The organism is Pseudomonas sp. FP2196 (assembly GCF_030687715.1).
Lineage (GTDB): Bacteria > Pseudomonadota > Gammaproteobacteria > Pseudomonadales > Pseudomonadaceae > Aquipseudomonas.
Window position 1 is genome coordinate 2,832,508 of record NZ_CP117445.1, and the last position, 25,726, is coordinate 2,858,233.

At 59.0% G+C, this 25,726-nt stretch carries 18 protein-coding genes; 11 read left to right on the top strand and 7 right to left on the bottom strand.

The window, feature by feature from the left end; all coding sequences use genetic code 11:
* The 3 genes from PSH79_RS12750 to PSH79_RS12755 all read right to left on the bottom strand — a co-directional run bounded on the left by PSH79_RS12750 (position 1) and on the right by PSH79_RS12755 (position 2,665).
* Positions 1–693 (bottom strand): aspartate/glutamate racemase family protein, encoded by a 693-nt coding sequence (locus PSH79_RS12750; protein WP_305443396.1) that lies wholly within the window; start codon positions 691–693, stop codon positions 1–3.
* 113 nt (positions 694–806) lie between these two features.
* Positions 807–953 (bottom strand): DUF2599 domain-containing protein, encoded by a 147-nt coding sequence (locus PSH79_RS28165; RefSeq protein ID WP_370872632.1) that lies wholly within the window; start codon positions 951–953, stop codon positions 807–809.
* A gap of 326 nt (positions 954–1,279) precedes the next feature.
* Positions 1,280–2,665 carry a hypothetical protein gene (locus PSH79_RS12755; RefSeq protein ID WP_305443398.1) on the bottom strand — a complete coding sequence of 462 codons (1,386 nt, stop codon included), beginning with the start codon at positions 2,663–2,665 and terminating at the stop codon, positions 1,280–1,282.
* 215 nt (positions 2,666–2,880) lie between these two features.
* Between PSH79_RS12755 and PSH79_RS12760 the strand changes: the two genes are divergently transcribed.
* Positions 2,881–3,372 carry a hypothetical protein gene (locus tag PSH79_RS12760; RefSeq protein WP_305443401.1) on the top strand — a complete coding sequence of 164 codons (492 nt, stop codon included), beginning with the start codon at positions 2,881–2,883 and terminating at the stop codon, positions 3,370–3,372.
* A gap of 261 nt (positions 3,373–3,633) precedes the next feature.
* Here the strand turns inward: PSH79_RS12760 and PSH79_RS12765 are convergent, their stop codons facing one another.
* Together PSH79_RS12765 and ccoN are read right to left on the bottom strand one after the other, a co-directional pair.
* The gene (locus PSH79_RS12765) at positions 3,634–3,855 is read right to left on the bottom strand and encodes a cbb3-type cytochrome c oxidase subunit 3 (RefSeq protein WP_305443403.1); all 222 of its coding nucleotides are present in this window, start codon (positions 3,853–3,855) and stop codon (positions 3,634–3,636) included.
* Between the two features lie 15 nt (positions 3,856–3,870).
* Complete coding sequence (gene ccoN / locus PSH79_RS12770; protein ID WP_305443405.1) at positions 3,871–5,298, bottom strand: cytochrome-c oxidase, cbb3-type subunit I; 1,428 nt, start codon at positions 5,296–5,298, stop codon at positions 3,871–3,873.
* 350 nt (positions 5,299–5,648) lie between these two features.
* Between ccoN and PSH79_RS12775 the strand changes: the two genes are divergently transcribed.
* The 3 genes from PSH79_RS12775 (at position 5,649) to PSH79_RS12785 (ending at position 8,992) form a co-directional block, all read left to right on the top strand.
* On the top strand, positions 5,649–7,322 hold the full coding sequence (locus tag PSH79_RS12775; protein WP_305443407.1) for a nitrite/sulfite reductase: 1,674 nt from the start codon (positions 5,649–5,651) through the stop codon (positions 7,320–7,322).
* Positions 7,319–7,798 (top strand): DUF934 domain-containing protein, encoded by a 480-nt coding sequence (locus PSH79_RS12780; protein WP_305443409.1) that lies wholly within the window; start codon positions 7,319–7,321, stop codon positions 7,796–7,798. The genes PSH79_RS12775 and PSH79_RS12780 overlap by 4 nt, the downstream gene beginning before the upstream one ends.
* Before the next feature lie 219 nt (positions 7,799–8,017).
* The gene (locus PSH79_RS12785; protein ID WP_305443411.1) at positions 8,018–8,992 is read left to right on the top strand and encodes a hypothetical protein; all 975 of its coding nucleotides are present in this window, start codon (positions 8,018–8,020) and stop codon (positions 8,990–8,992) included.
* A gap of 142 nt (positions 8,993–9,134) precedes the next feature.
* Here PSH79_RS12785 and PSH79_RS12790 read toward each other — a convergent pair whose 3' ends face one another.
* On the bottom strand, positions 9,135–11,495 hold the full coding sequence (locus tag PSH79_RS12790; RefSeq protein WP_305443413.1) for a tetratricopeptide repeat protein: 2,361 nt from the start codon (positions 11,493–11,495) through the stop codon (positions 9,135–9,137).
* Between the two features lie 216 nt (positions 11,496–11,711).
* On the opposite strand from PSH79_RS12790, the gene PSH79_RS12795 reads away from it, so the two are divergent.
* Positions 11,712–12,383, top strand: coding sequence for a DUF3313 domain-containing protein (locus PSH79_RS12795; RefSeq protein WP_305443416.1), 672 nt, complete (start codon positions 11,712–11,714; stop codon positions 12,381–12,383).
* A gap of 364 nt (positions 12,384–12,747) precedes the next feature.
* On the opposite strand, the gene PSH79_RS12800 is transcribed toward PSH79_RS12795, so the two are convergent.
* A complete protein-coding gene (locus tag PSH79_RS12800; RefSeq protein WP_305443418.1) occupies positions 12,748–13,173 on the bottom strand; it encodes a YciI family protein in 426 nt (141 codons plus the stop codon).
* A 317-nt stretch (positions 13,174–13,490) separates the two neighbouring features.
* On the opposite strand from PSH79_RS12800, the gene tpx reads away from it, so the two are divergent.
* From tpx to PSH79_RS12830, 6 genes are all read left to right on the top strand, one after another.
* Positions 13,491–13,991, top strand: a complete 501-nt coding sequence (gene tpx / locus PSH79_RS12805; RefSeq protein ID WP_141129287.1) for a thiol peroxidase — start codon at positions 13,491–13,493, stop codon at positions 13,989–13,991.
* A gap of 177 nt (positions 13,992–14,168) precedes the next feature.
* Entirely contained in the window at positions 14,169–15,476 is a 1,308-nt protein-coding gene (locus tag PSH79_RS12810; protein WP_305443421.1) for an MdtA/MuxA family multidrug efflux RND transporter periplasmic adaptor subunit, read from the top strand.
* A complete protein-coding gene (locus PSH79_RS12815; RefSeq protein WP_305443424.1) occupies positions 15,473–18,574 on the top strand; it encodes an MdtB/MuxB family multidrug efflux RND transporter permease subunit in 3,102 nt (1,033 codons plus the stop codon). Before PSH79_RS12810 ends, PSH79_RS12815 begins: the two co-directional genes overlap by 4 nt.
* A 64-nt stretch (positions 18,575–18,638) precedes the next feature.
* Positions 18,639–21,746: an efflux RND transporter permease subunit gene (locus PSH79_RS12820; protein WP_305443426.1), complete on the top strand. Its 3,108-nt coding sequence runs from the start codon at positions 18,639–18,641 to the stop codon at positions 21,744–21,746.
* Positions 21,743–23,215: an efflux transporter outer membrane subunit gene (locus tag PSH79_RS12825; RefSeq protein ID WP_305443428.1), complete on the top strand. Its 1,473-nt coding sequence runs from the start codon at positions 21,743–21,745 to the stop codon at positions 23,213–23,215. Before PSH79_RS12820 ends, PSH79_RS12825 begins: the two co-directional genes overlap by 4 nt.
* Before the next feature lie 307 nt (positions 23,216–23,522).
* Positions 23,523–25,604 carry a bifunctional diguanylate cyclase/phosphodiesterase gene (locus PSH79_RS12830; RefSeq protein WP_305443431.1) on the top strand — a complete coding sequence of 694 codons (2,082 nt, stop codon included), beginning with the start codon at positions 23,523–23,525 and terminating at the stop codon, positions 25,602–25,604.
* Positions 25,605–25,726 lie beyond the last annotated feature (122 nt).

Sequence of the window (25,726 nt, forward strand, 5' to 3'; positions counted from 1 at the left end):
TCAGTCGCCCAACGCGAACGCCACCGCCGAATGCGCATGCAGTTCGGTGGTGTCGAGCAGGGGCAGGGCGCTGTGTTCGGCTTTGATCAGCAGGCCGATTTCCGTGCAGCCGAGGATGATCGCCTGGGCGCCGCGAGCGGTTAGCGATTCAATCACCCGTTGGTATATCTGGCGCGAAGCCTCACTGATCACCCCGACACACAATTCGTCATAAATGATCCGGTGCACCTCTTTGCGCTCGGCCTCGTCCGGCACCAACACCGTCAAACCCTGAGCAATCAGCCGTTGCTTGAGGAAATCCTGCTCCATGGTGAACGCCGTGCCGAGCAGCCCGACGGTGCGCACATCAATCGCCAACGCCGCTTGCGCCGCCGGTTCGGCAATGTGCAAAAACGGAATGCTGATGGCCGCCTGAATCTGCTCCGCCACCTTGTGCATGGTGTTGGTACACAGCACCACGCATTCGGCGCCGCCGGCCTCGAGCCTGCGCGCCGCCTCCACCAGAATCACTGCGGCATCGTCCCAGCGCCCGGCGTGCTGGGCTTGTTCAACCGGGCCGAAATCGACGCTGTACATCAGCAATTGTGCCGATCGCAAGGGGCCGAGACGATCACGAACCTGTTGATTGATGAGTCGATAGTATTCGGCGCTGGACTCCCAGCTCATGCCGCCGATCAGGCCGATGGTGCGCATTGAAACTCCTCAGGCAATGGCCTGGATCGACCCAGGCCTGCTCCGAGTTTCCGTTGGTTCAATGACGGATACCAGCGTCAAATCAACTGTATCGCTCATCTATCACACAGGTGTCATGGTGCCTTTTCCGGCAGTGGGGCGACATGATTGCATCCGGCTTCCAGCGTTTTGGCATACCCCACATCCGGGCGCCACGGCTCCAGATGCCATTGTGGTTTGTCGCGAGCGGTGGCCAGGTGGCAAATCAACGGGTGACGCATCCATGGGTGTTTTGCCTATAGCGACTACGATGCTGTCAACGGGCGCAGCAGCTTGCGCAGGGGCAGTAAAAACGCTGAGCGTAGTCAGACTGGCGCCTGCCAGTAAACACGGGAGGAGGTTCGAGTACGCGTTGAGCACGCTCATCGGGTGATTCCCTGCTCTGCTGCAAAGTAGGTGAATGTAGCCTTACCGGTTACGACGGTGGGTAGGGCAACACGAAGGATGATCAGGATTGAGGCTATCAGGTGGCGCATAACGCGGTCCTTGCTGCCATCAGTAGACTCAATCCGTTAATGGGTGACGGTTGTGCTGTGTTCTGACCTGCTCAGAGGGTCACGCGTAAGTACCAGGAAAAGATGATCGGCTCGTTTGTGCCGGTTCTTTTAAGGGTGTAGTTGAACAGGCCCTGCTTGCCGATGTTCGGTGTTATCCAACTCGATGGAACAGAAACATTGGTATAGGACGGTTGCGTAATGTCGAACTCCGCACTGTCGTAGCGATTCGTTCCAACGGTCAAAGAGATCCGGACTTTGTACGCGGCTTCAAGCGTGGGGTAGTAAACCCTCAGGTTGTTCTTGGCAGTGTTCAGCGTCGGTTCGGGCAGATGGTGTTTTTGTCCTGTAACGGTCAGGTCCAGATCTCGTGATGGGATGTTTTCATCGGTACCAGGTAACCGCACGGTATAAGACACCTCTGCGCCGCTGCTGAGGGTGTCCACCACTTCCAAGCGCGGCACATGAAACTGTAAGGTCTGGCCGGCACTCGTCACGGTCTGAACCTCGCTGTCATACGTGTTGTTACGGCCCAACCAGTACACCTTCACGCTCTGCCCTATATCAGAACCCGTGTAGTTCACCTCGACGGTGGCATGCTGGGCGGAATAAAAGTCGCGTCCAAAATTCAATACCGTGCCGTTGGCGTCCTTGGCTTCCAGGACTTTGGGCGCAAGCAGATCCAGCTCAGTTTTGCGGATGTGTACGTCAACCAGCGTGGTCTTCGACCAGATTGCCTGCGGACCCGAGCTATTACCGAGCTGGTCGACCACCCTGAAACGCAGGGCGAACTTCGGGTTGTCTTGCCAAAAGTTGGCGGTGGTGAGCGTCAATACCACACGGCGGGCGGTAACTTGGGCAGCGGTCACCTTATGCGATATGTTTCGACCGTCACAATCGAGCGTGATGACGTCGTGTTCTCGCATGTAAACGTAACTGAGGGTGATGTCCACTCCGATTGCTGCCCGGTCGGCATCAATACCATTGGCGATCACATCGGCCGGAAGGGTCATGAGCAGATTCGGGTTGTCGCCGGTGCCGGTGATCTCGCCGGCCGGTCGGGGGGTGTGGTAAAGCACAACCAGTGGCTCAGAGGTTTCCTCGTTACCGCTGATCCGCTTTACCCGTAAGCGAAGCTGATTGATACCTTCATTCAAAAGATCCGCGGGCAATTGCAAATCGAATCGCTGGTTCTCTTCACCCGGCTGAATTGTTTTATGGGCCGCCGAGCTATTGGAGTTGTTGAGCAATACATCGGCGAAGTCATAAGCGGATTGAGTGTCCCAGGGGTCGATGACCAGTTGGATGTGTCCATCCGAGATCAAGGAAAGTGGCACGCCACAGTGCGGATTCTCCGGGTGCTCCACTGTCCAAATGCAGCCGGGAATATTGACCCGGTCGATTTGTAACGTTGTTTCATCGTCAATATGTTGCGTCATCTCGAATGCTCCGATCCGCGTCATTAATGGATAGAGGTATTTAGAACCTTTGGGGGGGCGGATGCCTACTGTCAGATCTGACAGGTGAATGCGGCTAATACCTACCGTTCGTCGCATCAAGACGTGGTAGAGGACTACGAAACCGGCGATTGCCGTACGCGCAGACTTCGATCTGCCACTATCGAACTTCGCAGGCTCCTCCGAGGAATGCAGCAATGAACGACGTACAACAATTGGGCGAAATGCTTCGTCATTACGCCGAAAGCGAAGCGCACAAGAAGCAACTGTTCGAGACGCAATCTGCGGCATGGTCTACGCGAATTACCGAGCTGTTCGGCAACATCGAGCAATGGCTCGAGCCGGTGCAGACACCGCATCTGCTGGAGGTCAGCCGTGAGGCGTACGTGGCGTTCGGGCCGAGCACTCCGGTCGAAACTTCTACCTTCAAGACAGAGAAGCTAACGATCCTGATTGCTGGCAAACCGGTGGAGTTCGTGCCGGATGTGATGGGCAGCGCGGGGCAGATTTCCCTGGCGGTGATGGGATTGACAGCGGCGCGTTACGGCAGCATTTCGCTGGCAGGATTGCCGGGGGGAGAGTGGCAGTGGCGCAAAACCAATGGTTTGAAGGACCCGGACACGTTTGTGTTCGATGCAGACTTTCTGGCGCTTCAATTGCAAAGTCTGATCCCCCGCGATCGCGCCTGAGCGCATCTCTTCTATGTTGCTGCCGCAGGCTGCGACCTTTGATCATGTTGCTGAAGACACGACCAGGAATCGTACCGGCAACCTGAGCTATTTGACTTGGTCAGCCGCGGTGTCAATAAACTGGGCGTCGGTGGGTGGGCTGGTTGGCCGCAAACACTAGCACTGTCGCAGATTGCGATCTTTTCACTTCGGTTTTAGCAAGATCAGAAGATCGCAACCTCGCGTCACTCCACAACACTTCGTTTCTACAGGGATGAGGGCTCACATATCGAGGTTGATCCAGCCCGGTCTGGTTTCTTCCGGCGCGACTGCTTTTACCGTCTTGCCAGTCGCGAGTTCGACCCGCCGCGCCACCTCCGGATCATCGGCAAATGGCGTCAGGCTCGCATCATCCAGGCTCTCGGCAGTCTCATGATGCAAGCAGTACTCCACCGCCAGCCACAAAAAAACCATCCCCAACACATTCAGGAAAATATCGAACATGACCGGCTCCCTGCTTCAGGCGATCTGCGCTTCACTGCGCGCCAGTGCCACGTCGGCAACCCGTACCGTGCGCCACACGTTGTAAGCCATCAACAACATGCCGCTGAGGAAAAACACCCCGCCGGCAAAGCGCACAATGAACCCCGGATGGCTGGCTTGCAGCGCCTCGACAAACGAGTAAGTCAGCGTGCCGTCCTCGTTGATCGCCCGCCACATCAGGCCTTGGGTGATACCGTTGACCCACATCGATGCGATGTACAACACGGTGCCGATGGTCGCCAGCCAGAAGTGCAGGTTGATCAGCGGCGTGCTGTACATCTGCTCGCGGCCGAAGACTTTCGGCACCATGTGATAGGTCGCGCCGAAAGTAATCATCGCCACCCAGCCCAACGCCCCGGCGTGAACGTGGCCGATGGTCCAGTCGGTATAGTGGGAGAGGGCGTTAACGGTTTTGATCGCCATCATCGGCCCTTCGAAGGTCGACATGCCGTAGAACGCCAGCGACAGCACCAGGAAGCGTAAAATCGGGTCGGTGCGCAACTTATGCCAGGCCCCCGAGAGCGTCATCATGCCGTTGATCATCCCGCCCCAACTCGGCGCCAGCAGGATCAGTGACATCGCCATGCCCAGCGACTGCGCCCAGTCCGGCAGTGCGGTGTAGTGCAAATGGTGCGGGCCGGCCCAGATGTACAGAGTGATCAGCGCCCAGAAATGCACGATCGATAACCGGTACGAATAGACCGGCCGGTTGACCTGCTTCGGCACGAAGTAATACATCATCCCGAGGAACCCGGTGGTCAGGAAGAAACCCACCGCGTTATGCCCGTACCACCACTGCACCATGGCGTCGGTGGCGCCGGAATACACCGGGTAGGACTTGAACCAGTCCACCGGAATCGACAGATGATTGACCACGTGGAGCATGGCGATCACCAGAATGAACGCGCCAAAGAACCAGTTGCCGACGTAGATGTGTCTGGTCTTGCGCTGCACCACCGTGGTGAAGAACACCACGGCGTAAGCGACCCAGACCACGGCCATCCACACCGCACCGGAGAACTCGATCTCCGCGTATTCCTTGGTGGTGGTGTAACCCATTGGCAGGGTGATCAGCATGATCACGATCACCGATTGCCAGCCCCAGAAAGTGAACGCCGCCAGTTTGTCTGAATACAGTCGCACCTGGCAGGTGCGCTGCACCGCGTAGTAGCTGGCGGCGAATTGTGCGCTGCCGGCAAAACCGAAAATCACCAGGCTGGTGTGCAACGGTCGCAAGCGGCCGAAGGTAGTCCACGGCAAGTCCAGATTCATCTCTGGCCAAACCAGTTGCGAGGCGATCCATACCCCCATCGCCATCCCGACGACACCCCAGAAAACTGTCGCGATAACGAATTGGCGGACGACCTTGTAGTTATATGCCTGTCCGATTGTTGCTGTGCTCATGGTCAGTTCATCCACGGTTGCAAAGTCTTGCCAGGCCACCCGGTCTGGCATGGACTGCACTGTAGGAACACTGCCGGAAACAAAACAGGCTCAGGAATCTTTCATTTATGCGGATCAGATTGAAGTGCTGCCTGCGGCGTTCTGCCGCGTCCTGATATGGTTTTTATCGCTTCAGGTGAATCTGTAACGAACTGCGCTGCTCCGTCATAGTGCTCTTAAGAAAACTGTAGGAGTGAGCCTGCTCGCGATAGCGATGTGTCAGTCAACATCTCAGTTGCCTGACACATCGCTATCGCGAGCAGGCTCACTCCTACAGGTATTGCGCACAATTCTGATGGGGTAGCTGCTGTATGTATCAATACGACGATTACGACCGCGCACTGGTGTTTGAGCGCGTTGCGCAATTTCGCGATCAGGTCGAGCGCTTTATGGCCGGGGAGTTGAGTGAAGATGAGTTCCTACCGCTGCGTCTGCAAAACGGCCTGTACATGCAAAAGCACGCGTACATGCTGCGCGTGGCGATTCCCTACGGCACCTTGAGCGCCGAGCAGATGCGCACGCTGGCTAGCATCGCCACTGACTATGATCGCGGCTACGGGCACTTCACAACGCGGCAGAACATGCAATTCAACTGGATCGAACTGGCCCAGGTGCCGGACATCCTCGAACGTCTTGCGCAGGTCAACATGCATGCGATCCAGACCTCCGGCAACTGCGTGCGCAACATCACCACCGAGGCGTTCGCGGGGGTGGCGGCGGATGAGATGATCGACCCGCGCCCACTCGCAGAGATCCTGCGGCAGTGGTCGACGATCAACCCGGAGTTCCTGTTCCTGCCGCGCAAATTCAAGATCGCCATCTGCTCGGCCAGGCAGGATCGCGCGGCGATCATGATGCATGACATCGGCCTCTACCTTTATCCCGGCCGTGACGGACAAATGCTGTTGCGGGTGATCGTCGGCGGAGGGTTGGGGCGCACGCCGATCCTTGGTTTGCAGATCCGCGAAGGTTTGCCGTGGCAGCATCTGCTGTCCTACGTCGAGGCGGTGCTGCGGGTGTACAACCGCCATGGCCGGCGCGACAACAAGTACAAGGCGCGGATCAAGATTCTGGTCAAGGCGCTGGGCATCGAGGCGTTCGCCAAAGAAGTCGAAGAGGAATGGCAACACCTTAAGGACGGCCCGGCGCAGCTGACCGACGCCGAGTATCAACGGGTGGCCAGCGCTTTTGCGCCGCCGACCTATCACACGCTGGCCGATACCGATCTGGATTTCGGCACGCACCTGGCCGAAAGCCCGGCGTTCGCCCGTTGGGTCGCGCGTAACGTGCAGCCGCACAAAGTGGCGGGTTACACCAGCGTCGTGCTGTCGACCAAGCCAGGCCTGGCTGCGCCGCCGGGAGACGTCACTGGCTTGCAGATGCTGGCGGTCGCTGACTGGTCTGAGCGTTTCGGTTTCGGCGAGATTCGCATCGCCCATGAACAGAACATCGTCCTGCCCGATGTGCCGAAAGCCAATCTGTATGCGCTGTGGAAATTAGCGTGTGAGCTAAACCTGGGAACGGCCAACGTCGGCTTGTTGACCGACATCATTGCCTGCCCGGGAGGCGATTTCTGTGCCTTGGCCAACGCCAAGTCGATCCCGATTACCCAGGCAATTCAGGCGCGCTTCGACAATCTCGATTACCTGCATGACCTGGGCGACATCAGTCTGAACATCTCCGGCTGCATGAATGCTTGCGGTCATCACCACATTGGCAATATCGGCATTCTCGGCGTCGATAAGAATGGCAGCGAGTGGTACCAGATCACCCTCGGTGGCGCGCAGGGCAAGCACAGCGCGCTGGGCAAGGTCATCGGCCCGTCCTTCAGCGCCGCCGAAGTGCCGCAGGTGATCGAGCGGATCATCGGCACCTTCGTGCGCTATCGCGAGAGCGAGGAATTGTTTGTCGATACGTTGGCGCGTATCGGGCTGGAGCCTTTCAAGGAGCGTGTCTATCTCAAGGCGCCGGAGGTGTCGGCATGAACAATCTGCTGCGACTTGAGCAGGGCGTGGCGCGGATTGAAAGCGATGACCCGTGGAAGCTGGTGCGCGAGCCGTCGACGCCAAGGCCCTCAGGATTGTTGATACTGCCGCTGGCCCATTGGCTGGAGTCACCGTCGACCCATGCGGTGTGGCTGGGGCCGGACGATGAGGTGGAAAGCCTGGTTCCGTGGCTGGCATCGCTGCCGCTGATCGCGCTGGACTTCCCGAGTTTTCGCGACGGCCGTGCGTACAGTCAGGCGTATCTGCTGCGCAGTCGTTTCGGTTGGGCAGGGGAGTTGCGCGCGATTGGTGATGTGTTGCGTGATCAGCTCAGCCATATGCGCCAGTGTGGTTTTGACAGTTTCGCGGTGCGTGAGGACAAGTCGGCGGAGGATGCGTTGAAGGGGCTGGCCGGGATGAGCGTGCTCTACGGCCGCTCGGTCATCGAACCGCGCCCGCTGTTCCGTCGGCGCTGACGTTTGAAAAGATCGCAGCCTGCGGCAGCTCCTACAGTGGATCGCGTTTAGGAGCTGCCGCAGGCTGCGATCTTTTGATCTTCGATGTACACCGGGGAAACCCCTAGAAACCTCATGAATCGGGCATTTTCCCTTGGGTCAGTGGTGGCCTTTTGGTAGAGTCCACGTCGCCAGCGGGTTTTCGGCTGGCCGATGGAACCGAAGAAGGGAGTCTGATCAGTGAGTCCGGGCAAGAAAATCCTGGGCCTCACCGCGTTGCTTTTGATGCTGACGCTGTGGGCCAGTTACTTTTATGTATTCAAGGAAAACCGTGACGGCCAACTTGGCGGCGTTGGCGAAAGCACCGCGTGGTGCGGCACGCCGCCGACCAGCGAAGCGGCGTTGCTGGGCAAGGATCAACTGACCTTGCGCGTCACCAACAACCTGCGCGGCGAGTTCATGCTCAGCGGTTCGCTGGTGGTCTCCGAACGCACCTTCAACCGTTATGACCTGAGCCGCAACGAATTGCGCCTGCGTCTGGAGCCGTTGCAATGGTCTTACGGCGTTACGCCGATCTTCCTTGAGCAGGTGAAGGTCCAGCCACTGAGCCGCAACCTCTCTGCCACCAACAAAAGTGCCTACGCGGAACTGGAACCCCGTCCGATCGGGGTTCAGGGCCAGGTCGCCGAGTTTCCGTTCGACACTTACCGCTATGGCTACAAACCGGTGCTCTATTACCTCAAGGGCAGCGAGCGCATCGACCTGCGCTTCAAGAACATCACCACGTTGATGGAGATGTCCAACACCTTCACACCGATCCAGAAATACAACCGCGTCGATTACATCAACGAGAAAACCTCGATGATCCGCGACGAAGACTACAAGGCCTACGGTCCGCACGAATGCGCGTTCAGCGTCGAGCGCAAGGGGTCGTTCAAGGTGGTCGTGCTGTTGCTGCTGTTGGTGTTATGCCTGCCGTTGCTGCTGGTGTTTTATCGTAATGAACCGGGGATCGACTTCCTCGCCACGCTCTTGGGCGCTGCGATCGTGCGGGTGTTGCTGATCGGGCCGGTGCAGGACTTCAAGCTGTACAACATCGATTTCCTGTTGGGTGCGGCTATTTTGCTGGTGGGCACGGTGTCGCTGATCAAGGCGATGCGGATCAACAGTCGGCGTGAGATGGCGTTGCGCAGTGGTGAGACTTCGTCCTGGTAATTCCAGGAGCTTGAGTCCGGCACCGATCCTGTAGGAGTGAGCCTGCTCGCGATGGCGGTGTATCAGTCAGCATTGATGTAGCTGACACACCGCCATCGCGAGCAGGCTCACTCCTACAGGGAATTGTGTTCAGCCCGAGCGGTTATTTCAGCGCCGGATCCCCCATATTCATCTTCCTCCACCCCTGCAACAGCACCTGCGCCTTGGGCTCCTGGCCACTGGCGAGGTAGTACTGAATCAGCGACAACCGCGCATTGCGGTTCGCCGGTTGTACCTTGAGCAATCCCTCCAGCACCTCGCACGCCTCGTCGACCTTGCCAGTATCGTGCAGCGCCACGGCCAGTACATAACCGTACTGCGCGTTCTGCGGCTCCAGCAGTGCGGCTTTTTTCAGCGGTGACATGGCTTCGGCGGTCTTGCCGGCGCGGATCAGCGAAAGGCCGTGAGTGTGCTGTAACAACGCGGCGTCCGGGTGCTGCTTGAGGCTGTCATCCAACAACTTTTGCGCCTCGGGGACGCGACCATTGGCCTCCAGCCATTGCACCAGCGTGACCAGTGCCGGGTAGAAATCCGGGTCGCGTTTGAGCGCCGTGCGCAGCAAGCCTTCCACCTCCGAACCGCGACCACTGGCCTGATAGAGCATCGCCAGATTCAGATTGGCCTCGGCGCGTTCCGCCAGGCTTTTCTGTACCGCCTCGTATTCGGCAATCGCCGCGTCCCAATGGGCCTGCGCCGCGCCCAGACCCTGCTTAAGGGCGACACTCAGCAGATCCCGTGCAGCAACAATGCGCACGGCTTTCACCGGATCAGCCAATAGCGGCGACAACAGCTTCGCGCGCTGCTCTGGCGGCAAAAACGCGCTGATCACGCGCGTGGCACTTTCACGAACCTGCGGCGCCGGATTTTTCAGGTCCTGCGTCGCCAGTTTCAACGCCTGCTCACTCGGGTACAGCGGCAATTCCGCGAGCAGCGTCGCCCGTTGTATCGCCGGCAGGTTGGCGCGCTGCAACTGTTCAAACAGCGCGCTGGCCGCACCGGGCTGGCCGTTGCGGATCAGCCACAGACTTTCGTCATAACGCGGTGGCTGCGGTTCGCTGGACGCGTTCCACAACTTGAACTGCGCGGTGACCTTGTCACCTGCCTTGCCTTGATGACAGGTCAGACAGGCATCCGGCGTACCGAGTTTCAGCGCCCGCACCGGGTTGGGAATGCTGAAGCTGTGGTCATGGCGGAAGTCGTTGCCCATGTAGAACTTGCCCGGCATGTGGCAATCCACGCACTGCGACCCCGGCTGGCCTAGGGTGTGGCGGGTGTGCTCGGTGGCATCGTAGTTCTTCGCTTGCAGGCCTTTACCTTCGACACCCTCGACCGAGGTTTTGCCGGCCGTGTTGTGGCATTGCAGGCACACCTTGTTACCCGGTGCTTTCAGTTCCGTGCTGTGCGGGTTATGGCAATTGCTGCAACGCACGCCTTTGTCGAACATCTTGCTTTGTAGGAATGAGCCGTGTTCGAACACTTCATCCTTGATTTTGCCGTCCAGCGCATAGAGTTCGCGGGTGAGGGGGCTCGGCAGGTAATCGTCCATCAAGCGCTTGCCGACACTGTAGCCATCGCCCAGCGGTGCACGGCGGGCATGGCACCGCGCGCAGGTTTCAATTTCGACGGTGGCGTTCTTGTCCTTGAGGTCGACGTCGAAGCCCCGATGAATCAGATCACCTTTTTTCTGCGTCCACTCCAGGTGATTCGAGGCCGGGCCGTGACACGCCTGGCAACCGACGCCGAGGCTGCTCCAGTGGCTGTTGAACGTGTTGCTGGACGCATCGAAATTGCGTTTGAAACCGGTAGTGTGGCACTCGACGCACATGAAGTTGGCGTTCTGGCTCGGCTTGCTCCAGTGCAGCGGATTCTTGAAGTTCACGCCCTGGCCGGGGTAAAGGTGGAACCAGCGGTTTTTCTCGGTATCCCACGCCACACCTAGCGCTTGCAAACGACCTTCGCCGACTTCGATCAGGTATTGCTGTAGCGGCGCGATGCCGAAGGTGTAGGCGACTTTGAAGTCGGCATTCTTGCCGTCGATTCCGGGCGTATTGACCCAGAACTCGTCACCCTTGCGCGAGAAACGCGTGGTCTCGCTTTCAGCCTTGAAGGTGATGTTGTTGAAGTCGCCGAGCAGGGTTTCGCCATTTGCCGGCTGCATCGCCAATTGGTGATGCGAGCCTTGCCAGTCCTTGACCTGTTCGGAGTGGCAACCCTGGCATTGCTGCTCATCAATCATTGTCGCCGGTTTGCTGGCGACGACCGGCTGCGGTTTGGCTGGCTGGACTATGGGCGAGCTGATCGGCGTCGGCTTGACCGCCGCCGGAGCAGGGTTCAACAGAAACCAGCCGATGCCCGCGACGGCGGCCAACAGCAAGCCGATGGTGACCGTGAACAAAAAATGGGGAACCGGCAGTGGGGACGAATCAGGGTCAGGTTTTACTGTTTTATTTTTATGCTTGGGCATTGCGACTTCCGTCGTCCAGGCGAATGTACTGTCTTGCGTGTGTAGAAGCTCGATGTAGCTTTGGCGGATGGTCGGCGCGTGTCAAATGACGGTTGTGATCAGCCGCGCAACGTCGCGTGAATTTTGTAATTTTCAATCGCAATCGCTGGGGTTTTAGCTATACCTGTACCACCCCCCATAAATAACACATTCAAGCCTTCTGACAGGAGTTACAGCATGAAGCTAGCAGTAATGATGGGCACACTCTGCATCGCCAGCCTTGGCGTGGTTGGCTGCTCCAGTAAAACTGTTTCTCCCGATGAATACTCCGGTTTTCTCAAGGACTACAGCCAACTCAAGGAGGCCAAGTCACCTTCCGGCGCCGAGGTGATGCGCTGGATTGATCCGAAAGTCGACATGAAGAAATTCACCAGTGTTTACATCGAACCGACCCAGCTCTATCCAAAACCACAAGCCACCACCAAGATCCCTCAGCAAACCCTCAACGGCATCACCAGCTATTACGATCAGGCGCTCAAGCGTGAGATCGGCAAATCCCTGCCATTGGCTGCCGGCCCAGGCCCTGGCGTGATGGTGGTGCGTGCGGCGATCACCGCCGTCAGCAGCAAGACCGAAGGCCTCAAACCCTATGAAGTCATTCCGATTGCACTGGTGGCCGCGGCTGTCAGCACCGCCAGCGGCATCCGCGATCAGGAAACCACTTTGGCCACCGAGGCGGTGTTCCTTGATGGCGGCAACAACAAAGTGGTCGCTCAGGTGGTGCGCAAAGGCACCGGCAAGCCGCTGGAAAACGAATCACAGGTCATGAAGGCTAATGACGTGAAAAACGTAATCGATGGCTGGGCATCGGATCTGAACCAGTCTTATCTCAAGCTCAAGTCCAAATAAGTCAACGTACCAGGTGTTGCCTCAGGCGTGATCGATGACGGTCACAACCTGAGGCAGTACCTGAGAATTTGGGATCGCCTGCCATGGCCGTTACAGCGAGTCGTACATCGAGACCTTAAGTCCCGACGCCACAGCTGACAAATGTAATTGCAGGCATCAGTGCCACCACCAATAGCCATGTATGCATTATCAGTTTCTTCACCATGACTTCGGTTTCCTGGTGACTCATAGGAGAGAGGCCAGCACGCAGGTGCCGTCGTTTTGTAGTCCCGTTTTACCAAGCCTTTAGGGCACGCCTGATTGAAGCTAGCAGCTAATCGAGGCTTGGCCAGTGGCTGGCGTGGTGGATCTAAGGGTGTTTACGTCAGGACTTCTTCGCTTGCTCGCGAATGCGCTCTTCCTGCTCACGCAACTCAGGAGTGAATTCGGCGCCGAAATCCTCGGCTGAGAATATCTGCCGAATCTCGATATCCGACTCGCAGCCCGGCATCGGGTTGGGGCAGCGCTTGACCCACTCGATGGCTTCTTCTTTCGACTTCACGTCCCAGATCCAATAACCGGCCACCAGCTCCTTGGTTTCGATGAAGGGGCCGTCTATGACTGTGCGTTTGTCTCCTGAGAATCGTACGCGCGCGCCCTTACTGCTCGGGTGCAGGCCATCGGCTGCGACCAGAATGCCGGCCTTGGTCAGTTCTTCGTTGAAATTGCCCATGGCGGTGAGCAGCTCTTCGCTGGGCATCATGCCGGCTTCGGAATCGGCACTGGCTTTTACGAGGATCATGAATCGCATGGTGAGTACTCCAGGGAATGTGGGGGATTCACTGCTTAGTCGAATGGGCGCGCGACTAATCGACAGATGCGCTGAAAAAATGCAGCCACTGCCAGTGTAGGAGCTGCCGCAGGCTGCGATCTTTTGACCTTGATCTTAAAAAAGGCAAAATCAAAAGATCGCAGCCTGCGGCAGCTTCTACCGGGTAGAGGAGTTGTATGCAGTTTTGTGTGCTAGTAGATGACAATTTTGGTACAGGCATAGGTTGTCGAACAATTTCGTGGTTAACTTCGGCCCTTGCGTGATTTTCTAAAACAACGTTCAGAAGGACTCAAGTCATGGCTCAAGTCACCCTCAAAGGCAATCCGGTTCAAGTCAACGGCCAGTTGCCACAAGCCGGTTCCAAGGCGCCAGCCTTTTCTCTGGTTGCCGGCAATCTGTCCGACGTCACCCTGAAAGACTTCGCCGGCAAGCGCAAAGTGCTGAACATCTTCCCAAGCGTCGACACCCCGACCTGCGCCACCTCCGTGCGCAAGTTCAACGCTCAGGCCAACGACATCAGCAACACCGTGGTGCTGTGCATCTCGGCTGACCTGCCGTTCGCCCAAGCTCGTTTCTGCGGTGCCGAAGGTCTGGAGAACGTCCAGAACCTGTCGACCCTGCGTGGCACCGAGTTCATCGAGAACTACGGCGTGGCCATTGCTGACGGCCCACTGAAAGGCCTGACCGCCCGTGCCGTGGTGGTGCTGGACGAAAACGACAACGTCCTGCACAGCGAACTGGTCAAGGAAATTGCCGAAGAGCCTAACTACGAAGCGGCGCTGTCCGTTCTCAAGTAAGCACTTTTACAATTGTTAACGGCCTGGCCCTGTCCAGGCCGTTTTCATTTGTGTATCAGTGTTTTGCCTCACACACCTTGAAACGTAAGTTGAAGGTAAATAGCCGGTAAAGCTGCTTTGCTTAATTCCCATCAGTGCTTATCGTTCAGCCTCCCGTAAAAGAAGCCCACGCGCCCAATGGTTAATCACTCCATGCAATCGTCCTCCCGTAATTCCCGTCGCTGGCTGATCAGCCTGCTTGTCTTGTTGGTGATCGCCGTCCTGTGCTGGAAATTCTGGCCTGCCGGTTCAGCCCAGAAAGAGAGCGCCGACAAGGCCGCGGCCGGGCATACCGGGCGTTCGGGGATGATGCGACCGGGCTTCGGTGGCGGCACCGGGCCGATTCCGGTGCGGGTGGCGCCGGCCGTCACGGGCGACTTCCCGCTGTATTACAAGGCGCTGGGCACCGTGACCGCACTCAACACCATCAACGTGCGCAGCCGGGTTGGCGGCGAATTGGTGAAGATCCATTTCGAAGAGGGCCAAATGGTCAAGGCCGGCGACCTGCTGGCGGAGATCGATCCGCGCCCCTACCAGAACGCCTTGCTCCAGGCTGAAGGCACCTTGCTGCAAAATCAGGCGCAACTGAAAAACGCGCAGGTCGATGTCGAGCGTTATCGCGGGTTGTACAAGGAAGACAGCATCGCCAAACAGACTCTGGACACCGCCGAAGCGCTGGTCGGCCAATATCTGGGAACGGTCAAGACCAATCAGGCGGCGGTCAACGACGCCAAGCTCAATCTCGAATTCACCAAGATCCGCGCTCCGATTGCCGGTCGTGTCGGTCTGCGTCAGGTCGACGTGGGCAACCTTGTAACGGCCAATGACACCACGTTCATCGCGGTGATTACCCAGACGCAGCCGATCAGCGTCGCATTTACCCTGCCGGAAAACAGCCTCGAAACCGTGCTGGCCCGGTATCGCAGCGGCGCCAAACTGCCGGCCGAAGCCTGGGATCGCGGCGACAGCAAACTGCAAGCCACAGGCGTACTGCAAAGCCTCGACAACCAGATCGATGTGGCCACCGGCACCTTGAAATTCAAGGCGCGTTACGAAAACCGCGATCAGTCGCTGTTCCCCAATCAGTTCGTCAACGTACACCTGCTGGCCGACACCCTCAAAGGCGTGGTGCTGGCACCGTCCGCCGCCATTCAGTTCGGCACCAATGGCACGTTCGTCTACGCGCTGGAAGGCGACAAGAAAGTCACTATCCGCCAGTTGAAGATCGGCGCCAGTGACGGTGAAAACACCGTGATCACCGAAGGCCTGGCCGCTGGCGAGCGCGTGGTGCTGGAAGGCACCGACCGCCTCAAAGAAGGCAGCGAAGTGGAAGTGGTCAACGACAGCAACCAGGTACCGACCACGCCGACCGAACACCTGCAAGGCAAGTCCGCCGCCACTCCGACTGACGCCGCTGTCACCGACAAGGCCAAGAAGGGCGCATGAACATTTCGCGGCTGTTCATCCTCCGTCCGGTAGCCACCACCCTGAGCATGCTGGCCATTATCCTGGCTGGTCTGATCGCTTATCGCTTGTTGCCAGTGTCGGCGTTACCTCAGGTCGATTACCCGACCATCCGTGTCATGACCCTGTATCCCGGTGCCAGCCCGGACGTGATGACCAGTGCCGTCACCGCGCCGCTTGAGCGCCAGTTCGGGCAGATGCCGGGCCTGACACAAATGGCCTCGACCAGTTCCGGCGGTGCTTCGGTGCTGACCCTGCGGTTCAGCCTCGATATCAACATGGACGTCGCCGAACAACAGGTGCAGGCCGCGATCAACGCTGCGACCAACCTGTTGCCGACCGACTTGCCGGCGCCGCCGGTGTACAACAAGGTCAACCCGGCGGACACCCCGGTGCTGACCTTGGCGATCACTTCGAAAACCATGCTCCTGCCCAAACTCAATGATCTGGTCGATACGCGCATGGCGCAGAAAATCGCCCAGATCAGTGGCGTCGGCATGGTCAGCATCGCCGGCGGCCAGCGTCAGGCGGTACGGATCAAGGTCAACCCTGAAGCCCTTGCCGCCAACAGCTTGAACCTGTCCGACGTGCGCACGTTGATCGGCGCCTCCAACGTCAACCAGCCGAAGGGGAACTTCGACGGCCCGACGCGGGTATCGATGCTCGACGCCAACGATCAGCTGACGTCGCCCAAGGACTACGCCAACCTGATCCTCGCCTACAAGAATGGCGCACCGCTACGGCTCAAGGATGTCGCGGAGATCGTCGACGGTGCCGAGAACGAACGTCTCGCCGCGTGGGCCAACCAGAATCAGGCGGTTTTGCTCAACATTCAGCGTCAACCTGGCGCCAACGTGATTGAGGTGGTCGACCGGATCAAAGCCTTGCTGCCGAGCATCACCGACAACCTGCCGGCCGGTCTCGATGTCACCGTGCTGACCGACCGCACACAGACCATTCGTGCTTCGGTCACAGACGTACAACACGAACTGCTGATCGCCATCGCGCTGGTGGTGATGGTGACCTTCCTGTTCCTGCGCCGTGCCAGCGCGACAATCATTCCGTCGGTGGCCGTGCCGCTGTCGCTGATCGGCACCTTCGGCGTGATGTACCTTGCCGGGTTCTCGGTGAATAACCTGACCTTGATGGCGTTGACCATCGCCACCGGTTTTGTGGTCGACGATGCGATTGTGATGCTGGAGAACATCTCGCGCTTCATTGAAGAGGGCGACAGCCCGATGCAGGCCGCGCTGAAGGGCGCCAAGCAGATCGGCTTCACCCTGATCTCCCTGACCTTGTCACTGATCGCGGTGCTGATCCCGCTGTTGTTCATGGCCGACGTGGTCGGACGCCTGTTCCGCGAATTCGCCATTACCCTGGCGGTGGCGATCCTTATTTCTCTCGTGGTGTCGCTGACCCTGACGCCGATGATGTGCGCGCGTCTGCTCAAGCGCGAACCCGAAGAACACGAACAGGGTCGCTTCTACCGGGCCAGCGGCGCGTTTATCGACTGGATGATTGCCAAATATGGACGCGGATTGCAGTGGGTGCTCAAGCATCAACCGCTGACGCTGGTGGTGGCCATTGGCACACTGGCGCTGACCGTGTTCCTTTATATGGTCGTACCCAAAGGCTTCTTCCCGGTGCAGGATACCGGGGTGATTCAGGGCATTTCCGAAGCGCCGCAGTCGATTTCCTTCGCCGCCATGGGCGAGCGTCAGCAGGCATTGGCCAAGGTCATTCTTGAAGACCCGGCAGTGCAAAGCCTGTCGTCCTACATCGGCGTCGATGGTGACAACGCCACGCTCAACAGCGGCCGCCTGCTGATCAACCTCAAGCCCCATGGCGAGCGTGATCTCAGCGCCACCGAGGTCATTGCGCGGCTGCAACCGCAACTGGACAAACTGGTCGGTATCCGTCTGTTCATGCAACCGGTGCAGGACCTGACCATCGAAGACCGCGTCAGCCGTACTCAATACCAGTTCAGCATGTCGTCGCCGGATTCAGAACTGCTCAGCCAGTGGAGCGGGCGGTTGGTCGAAGCGCTGGCACAGCGCCCGGAACTGACCGACGTGGCCAGTGATTTGCAGGACAAGGGCTTGCAGGTCTATCTGGTGATCGATCGCGATGCCGCCTCGCGCCTCGGCGTATCGGTGGCGAACATCACCGATGCGCTGTACGACGCCTTCGGTCAGCGGCAGATTTCGACCATCTACACCCAGGCCAGCCAGTACCGCGTGGTGCTGCAAGCCCAGGCCGGCGAAAAGATCGGCCCGCAGGCGCTGGATCAAATTCACGTTAAAACCACGGATGGCGCGCAGGTGCGGTTGTCGAGTCTGGCGCATGTCGAGGAACGCCAGGCGCAGCTGGCGATCACTCATATCGGTCAGTTCCCGGCCGTGATGATGTCGTTCAACCTGGCGCCGGGCGTGGCGCTGGGGCATGCGGTGGACATCATCGAGCAGGTACAGAAAGACATCGGCATGCCGGTCGGCGTGCAGACCCAGTTCCAGGGCGCCGCCGAAGCGTTCCAGGCTTCGCTGTCGAGCACCTTGCTGCTGATTCTGGCGGCGGTGGTGACCATGTACATCGTGCTCGGCGTGCTCTACGAGAGCTACATCCACCCGATCACCATTCTCTCGACTCTGCCATCGGCGGCGGTTGGCGCCTTGCTGGCATTGCTACTCAGCGGCAATGACCTGGGCATGATCGCGATCATCGGCATCATCCTCTTGATCGGGATCGTCAAGAAAAACGCGATCATGATGATCGACTTCGCACTTGATGCCGAACGCAATCAGGGTATGGCGCCGGAGGAGGCGATCTATCAGGCAGCGCTCCTGCGTTTCCGACCGATCCTGATGACCACGCTGGCCGCATTGTTCGGTGCGGTGCCGTTGATGCTCGCTACCGGTTCCGGGGCTGAGTTGCGTCAGCCACTGGGTCTGGTCATGGTCGGCGGTTTGCTGGTGAGTCAGGTGTTGACCCTGTTCACCACGCCGGTGATTTACCTGTACTTCGACCGTTTGGGCCGTCGCTTTGGCAAAACCAATGCCGACACCGAAGAGGTGCCGGTATGACCCAGCGCAAAACCTGTAGGAGCGAGCCTGCAGTGAAGCGGTGCGATGGCGGGGACTGCGTTCGATGAATCTGTCGGGTCCTTTCATCAAACGCCCGGTAGCAACCATGCTCCTGAGCCTGGCGATCATGCTGCTGGGCGGTGTCAGCTTCGGTCTGCTACCGGTTTCGCCGTTGCCGCAAATGGACTTCCCGGTCATCGTCGTGCAGGCGAGCCTGCCCGGCGCCAGCCCGGAGGTCATGGCGTCCACGGTGGCCACGCCGCTGGAGCGTTCGTTCGGCGCGATTGCCGGCGTCAACACCATGAGCAGCCGCTCCAGCCAGGGTTCAACCCGGGTCATTCTGCAATTTGACCTCGACCGCGACATCAACGGCGCGGCGCGGGAAGTACAGGCAGCTATCAACGCTTCGCGCAACCTGCTGCCGAGCGGAATGCGCAGCATGCCGACCTACAAGAAGGTCAACCCGTCGCAGGCACCGATCATGGTGCTGTCGTTGACCTCGGATGTGCTGGAAAAGGGTCAACTCTACGACTTGGCGTCGACCATCCTGTCGCAGAGTCTGTCGCAGGTGCAGGGGGTCGGTGAGGTGCAGATCGGCGGCAGTTCGTTGCCGGCCGTGCGTATCGAACTCGAACCGCAGGCCCTGAACCAGTACGGCGTGGCGCTCGATGATGTGCGCAAGACCATCGCCGATGCCAACGTGCGCCGGCCCAAGGGCTCGGTCGAGGACAGCCAGCGCTTGTGGCAGATCCAGGCCAACGACCAGTTGGAGAAAGCCAAGGATTACGAGTCGCTGATCATCCATTACGCCGATGGTGCCGCGTTGCGCCTGAAGGACGTGGCCAAGGTCAGCGACGGCGTCGAAGACCGCTACAACAGCGGCTTCTTCAATGACGACGCGGCGGTGCTGCTGGTGATCAACCGCCAGGCCGGGGCCAACATTATCGAGACGGTCAACGAGATCAAGGCGCAACTGCCCGCGCTGCAAGCGGTGCTGCCGGCCAGCGTGAAGCTGAATCTGGCGATGGACCGTTCGCCGGTGATCAAGGCAACGTTGCACGAAGCCGAGATGACCCTGTTGATCGCCGTGGTACTGGTGATTCTGGTGGTGTTCCTGTTTCTCGGTAACTTCCGCGCCTCACTGATTCCGACCTTGGCGGTGCCGGTGTCGCTGGTCGGTACGTTCGCGGTGATGTACCTCTATGGCTTCTCACTGAACAACCTGTCACTGATGGCGCTGATTCTCGCCACCGGTCTGGTGGTGGACGATGCCATTGTGGTGCTGGAGAACATTTCCCGGCACATCGACGAGGGCGTCAAACCCATGCAGGCCGCGTATCTGGGGGCCAAGGAAGTCGGCTTCACGCTCCTGTCGATGAACGTCTCGCTGGTCGCTGTGTTCCTGTCGATTCTGTTTATGGGCGGGATTGTCGAGAGTTTGTTCCGCGAATTCTCCATCACGCTGGCTGCGGCCATCGTGGTGTCGCTGGTGGTTTCGCTGACGCTGACGCCGATGCTCTGCGCGCGCTGGCTCAAGCCGCACACGCCAGGGCAGGAAAACCGTCTGCAACGCTGGAGCCGCAAGACCAATGACTGGATGGTGGCCAAGTACGCCACCAGCCTCGACTGGGTGCTGCGCCACCGCCGCCTGACGTTGCTGAGTCTGTTCATCACCGTTGGCGTCAACGTTGCGCTCTACGTGGTCGTGCCGAAAACCTTCATGCCGCAACAGGACACCGGCCAGTTGATTGGTTTTGTGCGCGGTGACGACGGTCTGTCGTTCAGCGTGATGCAGCCGAAAATGGAAACCTTCCGCCGCGCCGTGCTCAAGGACGAAGCGGTGGAAAGTGTCGCCGGGTTCATTGGTGGCAGCAACGGCACCAACAACGCCTTCATGCTGGTGCGCCTGAAGCCGATCAAGGATCGCCAGTTGTCGGCGCAAAAAGTCATCGAGCGTTTGCGCAAGGAAATGCCCAAGGTGCCCGGTGCGCAGCTGATGCTGATGGCGGATCAGGATCTGCAATTCGGCGGTGGCCGCGAGCAGACCACTTCGCAGTACAGCTACATCCTGCAAAGCGGTGATCTTGGCGAGTTGCGTGAGTGGTATCCGAAAGTGGTCGCCGCGCTGCGGGCTTTGCCGGAGTTGACGGCCATTGATGCCCGTGAAGGCAAAGGCGCGCAGCAGGTGACGTTGATTGTCGACCGCGATCAGGCCAAACGCCTGGGTGTCGACATGGACATGGTCACGGCGGTGCTGAACAACGCTTACAGCCAGCGGCAGATTTCGACGATCTACGACAGCCTGAACCAGTACCAAGTGGTGATGGAGGTCAATCCGAAATACGCCCAGGATCCGATTACCCTCAAGCAGGTCCAGGTGATCACCGCCGACGGCGCACGGATTCCGCTATCGACCATCGCTCACTATGAGAGCAGCCTGGAGGACGATCGCGTCAGCCACGAAGGTCAGTTCGCCTCGGAAGATATTTCTTTCGACATGGCTGAAGGCGTGACGGTAGAGCAGGGCAGTGCCGCCATCGAGCGGGCGATTGCCAAGCTCGGCTTGCCGGAAGACGTGATCGCGAAAATGGCCGGTACTGCCGATGCTTTCGCCGCGACCCAGAAGAGCCAGCCGTTCATGATTCTCGGCGCGCTGCTGGCGGTGTATCTGGTATTGGGCGTTCTGTATGAAAGCTACATTCATCCGCTGACGATTCTGTCGACGCTGCCGTCGGCCGGTGTCGGCGCATTGCTGTCGATCTATGCGCTGGGTGGCGAATTCAGCCTGATCTCACTGCTCGGGCTGTTTCTGCTGATCGGCGTGGTGAAGAAAAACGCGATCCTGATGATCGACCTCGCACTGCAACTGGAGCGTCATCAGGGCATGTCGCCGCTGGAATCGATCCGCAGCGCCTGTCTGCAACGTCTGCGACCCATTCTGATGACCACACTGGCGGCGATTCTCGGTGCCTTGCCGTTACTGCTCAGCCGGGCCGAAGGCGCGGAAATGCGCCAGCCGCTGGGCCTGACCATCATCGGCGGGCTGGTTTTCAGCCAAGTGCTGACGCTTTACACCACCCCGGTGGTCTACCTCTATCTCGACAAGCTTCGCCATCGTTTCAACAAATGGCGTGGCGTGCGTACTGACGCTGCTCTGGAAACTCCGCTATGACTGACCGTTCGCTTATCCATCTGGCCACTGTTCGCGGCTCGCGTCTGTTGAGCCTGTCGCTGTGCGTGGCAATGCTCAGTGCCTGCGCCGTCGGCCCGGACTACCAGCGTCCGCAGACGGTCGAAGTCGCTCAATACAAGGAAGCTGAAGGCTGGCGTCAAGCCAACCCGAGCGATTCGCTGGCGCGTGGCGCGTGGTGGGAGTTGTATGGCGATCAGCAACTCAACGGGCTGATCGAAAAACTCAACAGTTCCAACCAGACCGTCGCGCAATCGGAAGCCCAATACCGCCAGGCCCAGGCTTTGGTGCGCAGTGCGCGTGGCGCGTTTTACCCGAGTGTCGACCTCAGCCTGGGCAAGACTCGCTCCAGCCAGGGCACCGGCAGCAGCAGTTCGAGTCTGAGCAGTTCTTCCAGCGGTATCCGCGACACTTACAGTGCTGAGCTGGGAGTGAGTTGGGAGGCCGATGTTTGGGGCAAGTTGCGTCGTGGTCTTGAGGCCGATCAGGCCAGTGCACAGGCGAGTTTCGCCGATCTGGCCGCGATGCGTTTGAGTCAGCAGTCGGAGTTGGTGCAGAACTACCTGCAGCTACGGGTGATCGATCAGCAGAAGCGTTTACTCGAAGCGACGGTTGCTGCGTATGAGCGCTCGCTGAAAATGACCCAGAACCAATACCGTGCCGGCGTGTCCGGGCGTGACGCGGTGGCGCAGGCGCAGACGCAACTGAAAAGCACCCAGGCTGATCTGGTCGATCTGATCTGGCAGCGTGCGCAATTCGAGAACGCCATTGCCGTGCTGACCGGTCAGGCGCCTGCGGACTTCAATATCGCCGAAACCCAGACCATCCCGAACTTGCCGCAGGTGCCGTTGAGCCTGCCGTCGCAGTTGCTGGAGCGGCGTCCGGACATCGCCTCGGCCGAGCGCTCGGTGATCGCCGCCAACGCCAACATCGGTGTGGCGAAAGCGGCGTATTACCCTGACCTGTCCCTGAGCCTGAGCGGTGGCTACAGCAGCAGTACTTCACAAAACCTGATCAGTTTGCCGAACCGCTTCTGGTCCGTCGGACCAAAACTGGCCTTGCCGCTGTTCGACGGCGGTATCCGCTCGGCGGAAGTCGACCGCACTGAAGCGGTGTACGACCAGACGGTCGCCAAGTACCGGCAGACCGTGCTCGACGGTTTCCGCGAAGTGGAAAACTATCTGGTGCAGCTCAAGGTGTATGAGGACGAAGCGGCGGTGCGCCAGGAAGCCCTCGATGCTGCCCGCGATTCCTTGCGCCTTACGGAAAACCAGTACAAGGCCGGGCTGATTGCCTACATCGACGTGGTCGTGGTGCAAGCCACTGCGTTGAGTAATGAGCGCAGTGTGTTGACGATTCTGCAGAACCGATTGATTGCCAGTGTGCAGTTGATTGCCGCGCTGGGCGGCGGTTGGGATGGGGAGTTGGAGGCTAGCGAGACCAAAAACTGATGGTTGGCAATGACCTGTGGTGGAGGAACCAGCCCCAATCCCTGCAACCCAACCAGTCCTGAAACACCGCGTTGGATGGTTCCAGGGCTACTTCGCAGGCCAACGGGATTCATCCCCCGCCACAGGGGTTCAGTGTTAGCCGTAAACACCGGACCAGAGGCTTGCAGGACTATCGAACAAGCGTTTCATCGGGTTGATGGCAGTTTGGTTACTTTGTCAGTGCGTTCTGCTGTGCAATCAGTACAATCGCCGCATTTGCCCGACCGAGAATGGACGCGATCCGGTTTGGGTAGTCATGAGAATCCGCATGCTCATCGGTAGTTATTCCTCCACCCTGGTTTTCATTTCGTTGTGTGTAGCGATCCTCGCGTCCTACACCGCCCTCGACCTTACCGGACGCATTGCAACAGCCAAGGGCCGTGCCGTGCATTTCTGGACAGCCGGGGGCGCGTTCGCCATGGGGGTGGGTGTCTGGTCGATGCACTTCATCGGCATGCTCGCGTTCAAACTGCCTATCGATCTGGGCTACGACATCACCCTCACGGCGCTGTCGCTGCTGATCGCGGTGCTGTCCTGTGGTTTTGCCTTGTGGTTGGTCAGTCAGCCGAAATTGCCGATTTTGCAGTTGGCTTTTGGTTCGCTGATCATGGGCGCCGGTATCAGTGCCATGCATTACACCGGCATGGCGGCGATGCGCATGACCCCCGGGATCGATTACGACCCGACGCTGTTTGGCGCCTCGTTACTGATTGCCATCGGTGCCTCGGCCGCGGCGTTGTGGATTGCTTTTCGCCTGCGCCAGCATTCGCCCTACGTACGGCTGATTCGCGCCGGGGCTGCGGTGATCATGGGCATCGCCATTGTCGGCATGCATTACACCGGCATGGCCGCTGCGCAATTTCCTGACGGCAGTTTCTGCGGCGCTACGCTCAACGGTCTGAAGGGCAATGGTCTGGACAGCCTGGTGCTGATCACCACGCTAGCGGTGCTGACGATTGCCTTGTTGACCTCAATCCTCGATGCACGGCTTGAAGCGCGCACCGCCGATCTGGCGCACTCGTTGACGGTGGCCAACCGCGAACTCACGCAACTGGCGCTGCACGACACCCTGACCGGTTTGCCAAACCGCATGCTGCTCGACGACCGGATCAATCAGGCGATCAAGAAAGTCCAGGAGCAGGGCGGCTGTTTTGCCTTGATGTTCATTGATCTGGACGGCTTCAAACCGGTCAATGATGCTTTTGGCCATCACCTGGGCGATCAACTGCTGCGCGAAGTCGGTGTGCGCTTGCGCGAAGATTTGCGCAGCCTCGACACGCTGGCACGCATCGGCGGCGATGAGTTCGTGTTGCTGGTGCGCCTGACCGAGCCCGATGATGCATTGGGATTGGCGGCACGCCAGGTCAGCCTGATCGCGCAGCCGTTTCGTGTGGCCGAACATGACTTGCAGATATCCGCCAGCGTCGGCATTGCCCTGTATCCGGGCAATGGCCAGAACGCCCCGGAACTGCTCATGAACGCCGACGCGGCGATGTATCACGCCAAGGGTGGCGGCAAGAACGGTTACAGCTTCTTCGATGCGTCGATGAACACCAACGCACGCAAACAGTTGCAACTGTTGCAGGACTTGCGCGCGGCACTGGAGCACCGCCAGTTCAGCCTGCATTACCAACCCAAGTTCGATGCCGCCAGCGGTCATCCGGTGGGTGCCGAAGCGTTGTTGCGCTGGCAACATCCGGTCCACGGCATGCTGATGCCAGACAAGTTTATCGATATGGCGGAGAAAACCGGCCTGATCATTCCAATCGGCGAGTGGGTGCTCAACGAAGCCTGCCGGCAGATGCGCGAGTGGTACGTGCTGGGCTACACCGACTGGCGTATCGCGGTGAATCTGTCGGCGTTGCAGTTCTGCCATGCCGGATTGGTCCGAAGTGTTGCCAAAGCCTTGGCTACGCACCATTTGCCTGCGAATAGCCTGACCCTGGAAATCACCGAAACCACGGCAATGAGCGATGCCGATGCAAGCATGACGGTGTTGCAGGAGTTGTCGGACATGGGGGTCGACCTGTCCATTGATGACTTCGGTACCGGTTATTCGAGCCTCATGTACCTCAAGCGTTTGCCGGCCAATGAGCTGAAGATCGACCGTGGGTTTGTACGGGATCTGGAGCATGACAGCGACGATGCGGCCATCGTGTCTGCGATTGTTGCGTTGGGGCAGGCGCTGGGGCTGCGGATTGTGGCGGAAGGCGTGGAAACGGGTTCGCAGCAGGATTTCCTGACGCAACTGGGCTGTGATTCGCTGCAAGGGTATCTGCTGGGGTATCCGAAGCCGGCGGATCAGTTCATGCGTGACATTGTGTGGGGCGAGAAGCTCGCGTTGGTCTGACTTCGGACAGGCATCTGTGGCGAGGGGATAAATCCCCTCGCCACAGGGTGTTTTCACTTGGGTTTTTCGGGGTAAGCATTGGCGCAACACACCTCATGCAAAACCCGCCAATGGCGGTTATT

Coding starts and splice junctions, on each gene's coding strand:
- PSH79_RS12750 (WP_305443396.1), bottom strand. CDS start 693: ATGCGCACCATCGGCCTGATCGGCGGCATGAGCTGGGAGTCCAGCGCC.
- PSH79_RS28165 (WP_370872632.1), bottom strand. CDS start 953: ATGCGTCACCCGTTGATTTGCCACCTGGCCACCGCTCGCGACAAACCA.
- PSH79_RS12755 (WP_305443398.1), bottom strand. CDS start 2,665: ATGACGCAACATATTGACGATGAAACAACGTTACAAATCGACCGGGTC.
- PSH79_RS12760 (WP_305443401.1), top strand. CDS start 2,881: ATGAACGACGTACAACAATTGGGCGAAATGCTTCGTCATTACGCCGAA.
- PSH79_RS12765 (WP_305443403.1), bottom strand. CDS start 3,855: ATGTTCGATATTTTCCTGAATGTGTTGGGGATGGTTTTTTTGTGGCTG.
- ccoN (WP_305443405.1), bottom strand. CDS start 5,298: ATGAGCACAGCAACAATCGGACAGGCATATAACTACAAGGTCGTCCGC.
- PSH79_RS12775 (WP_305443407.1), top strand. CDS start 5,649: ATGTATCAATACGACGATTACGACCGCGCACTGGTGTTTGAGCGCGTT.
- PSH79_RS12780 (WP_305443409.1), top strand. CDS start 7,319: ATGAACAATCTGCTGCGACTTGAGCAGGGCGTGGCGCGGATTGAAAGC.
- PSH79_RS12790 (WP_305443413.1), bottom strand. CDS start 11,495: ATGCCCAAGCATAAAAATAAAACAGTAAAACCTGACCCTGATTCGTCC.
- PSH79_RS12795 (WP_305443416.1), top strand. CDS start 11,712: ATGAAGCTAGCAGTAATGATGGGCACACTCTGCATCGCCAGCCTTGGC.
- PSH79_RS12800 (WP_305443418.1), bottom strand. CDS start 13,173: ATGCGATTCATGATCCTCGTAAAAGCCAGTGCCGATTCCGAAGCCGGC.
- tpx (WP_141129287.1), top strand. CDS start 13,491: ATGGCTCAAGTCACCCTCAAAGGCAATCCGGTTCAAGTCAACGGCCAG.
- PSH79_RS12810 (WP_305443421.1), top strand. CDS start 14,169: ATGGTTAATCACTCCATGCAATCGTCCTCCCGTAATTCCCGTCGCTGG.
- PSH79_RS12815 (WP_305443424.1), top strand. CDS start 15,473: ATGAACATTTCGCGGCTGTTCATCCTCCGTCCGGTAGCCACCACCCTG.
- PSH79_RS12820 (WP_305443426.1), top strand. CDS start 18,639: ATGAATCTGTCGGGTCCTTTCATCAAACGCCCGGTAGCAACCATGCTC.
- PSH79_RS12825 (WP_305443428.1), top strand. CDS start 21,743: ATGACTGACCGTTCGCTTATCCATCTGGCCACTGTTCGCGGCTCGCGT.
- PSH79_RS12830 (WP_305443431.1), top strand. CDS start 23,523: ATGCTCATCGGTAGTTATTCCTCCACCCTGGTTTTCATTTCGTTGTGT.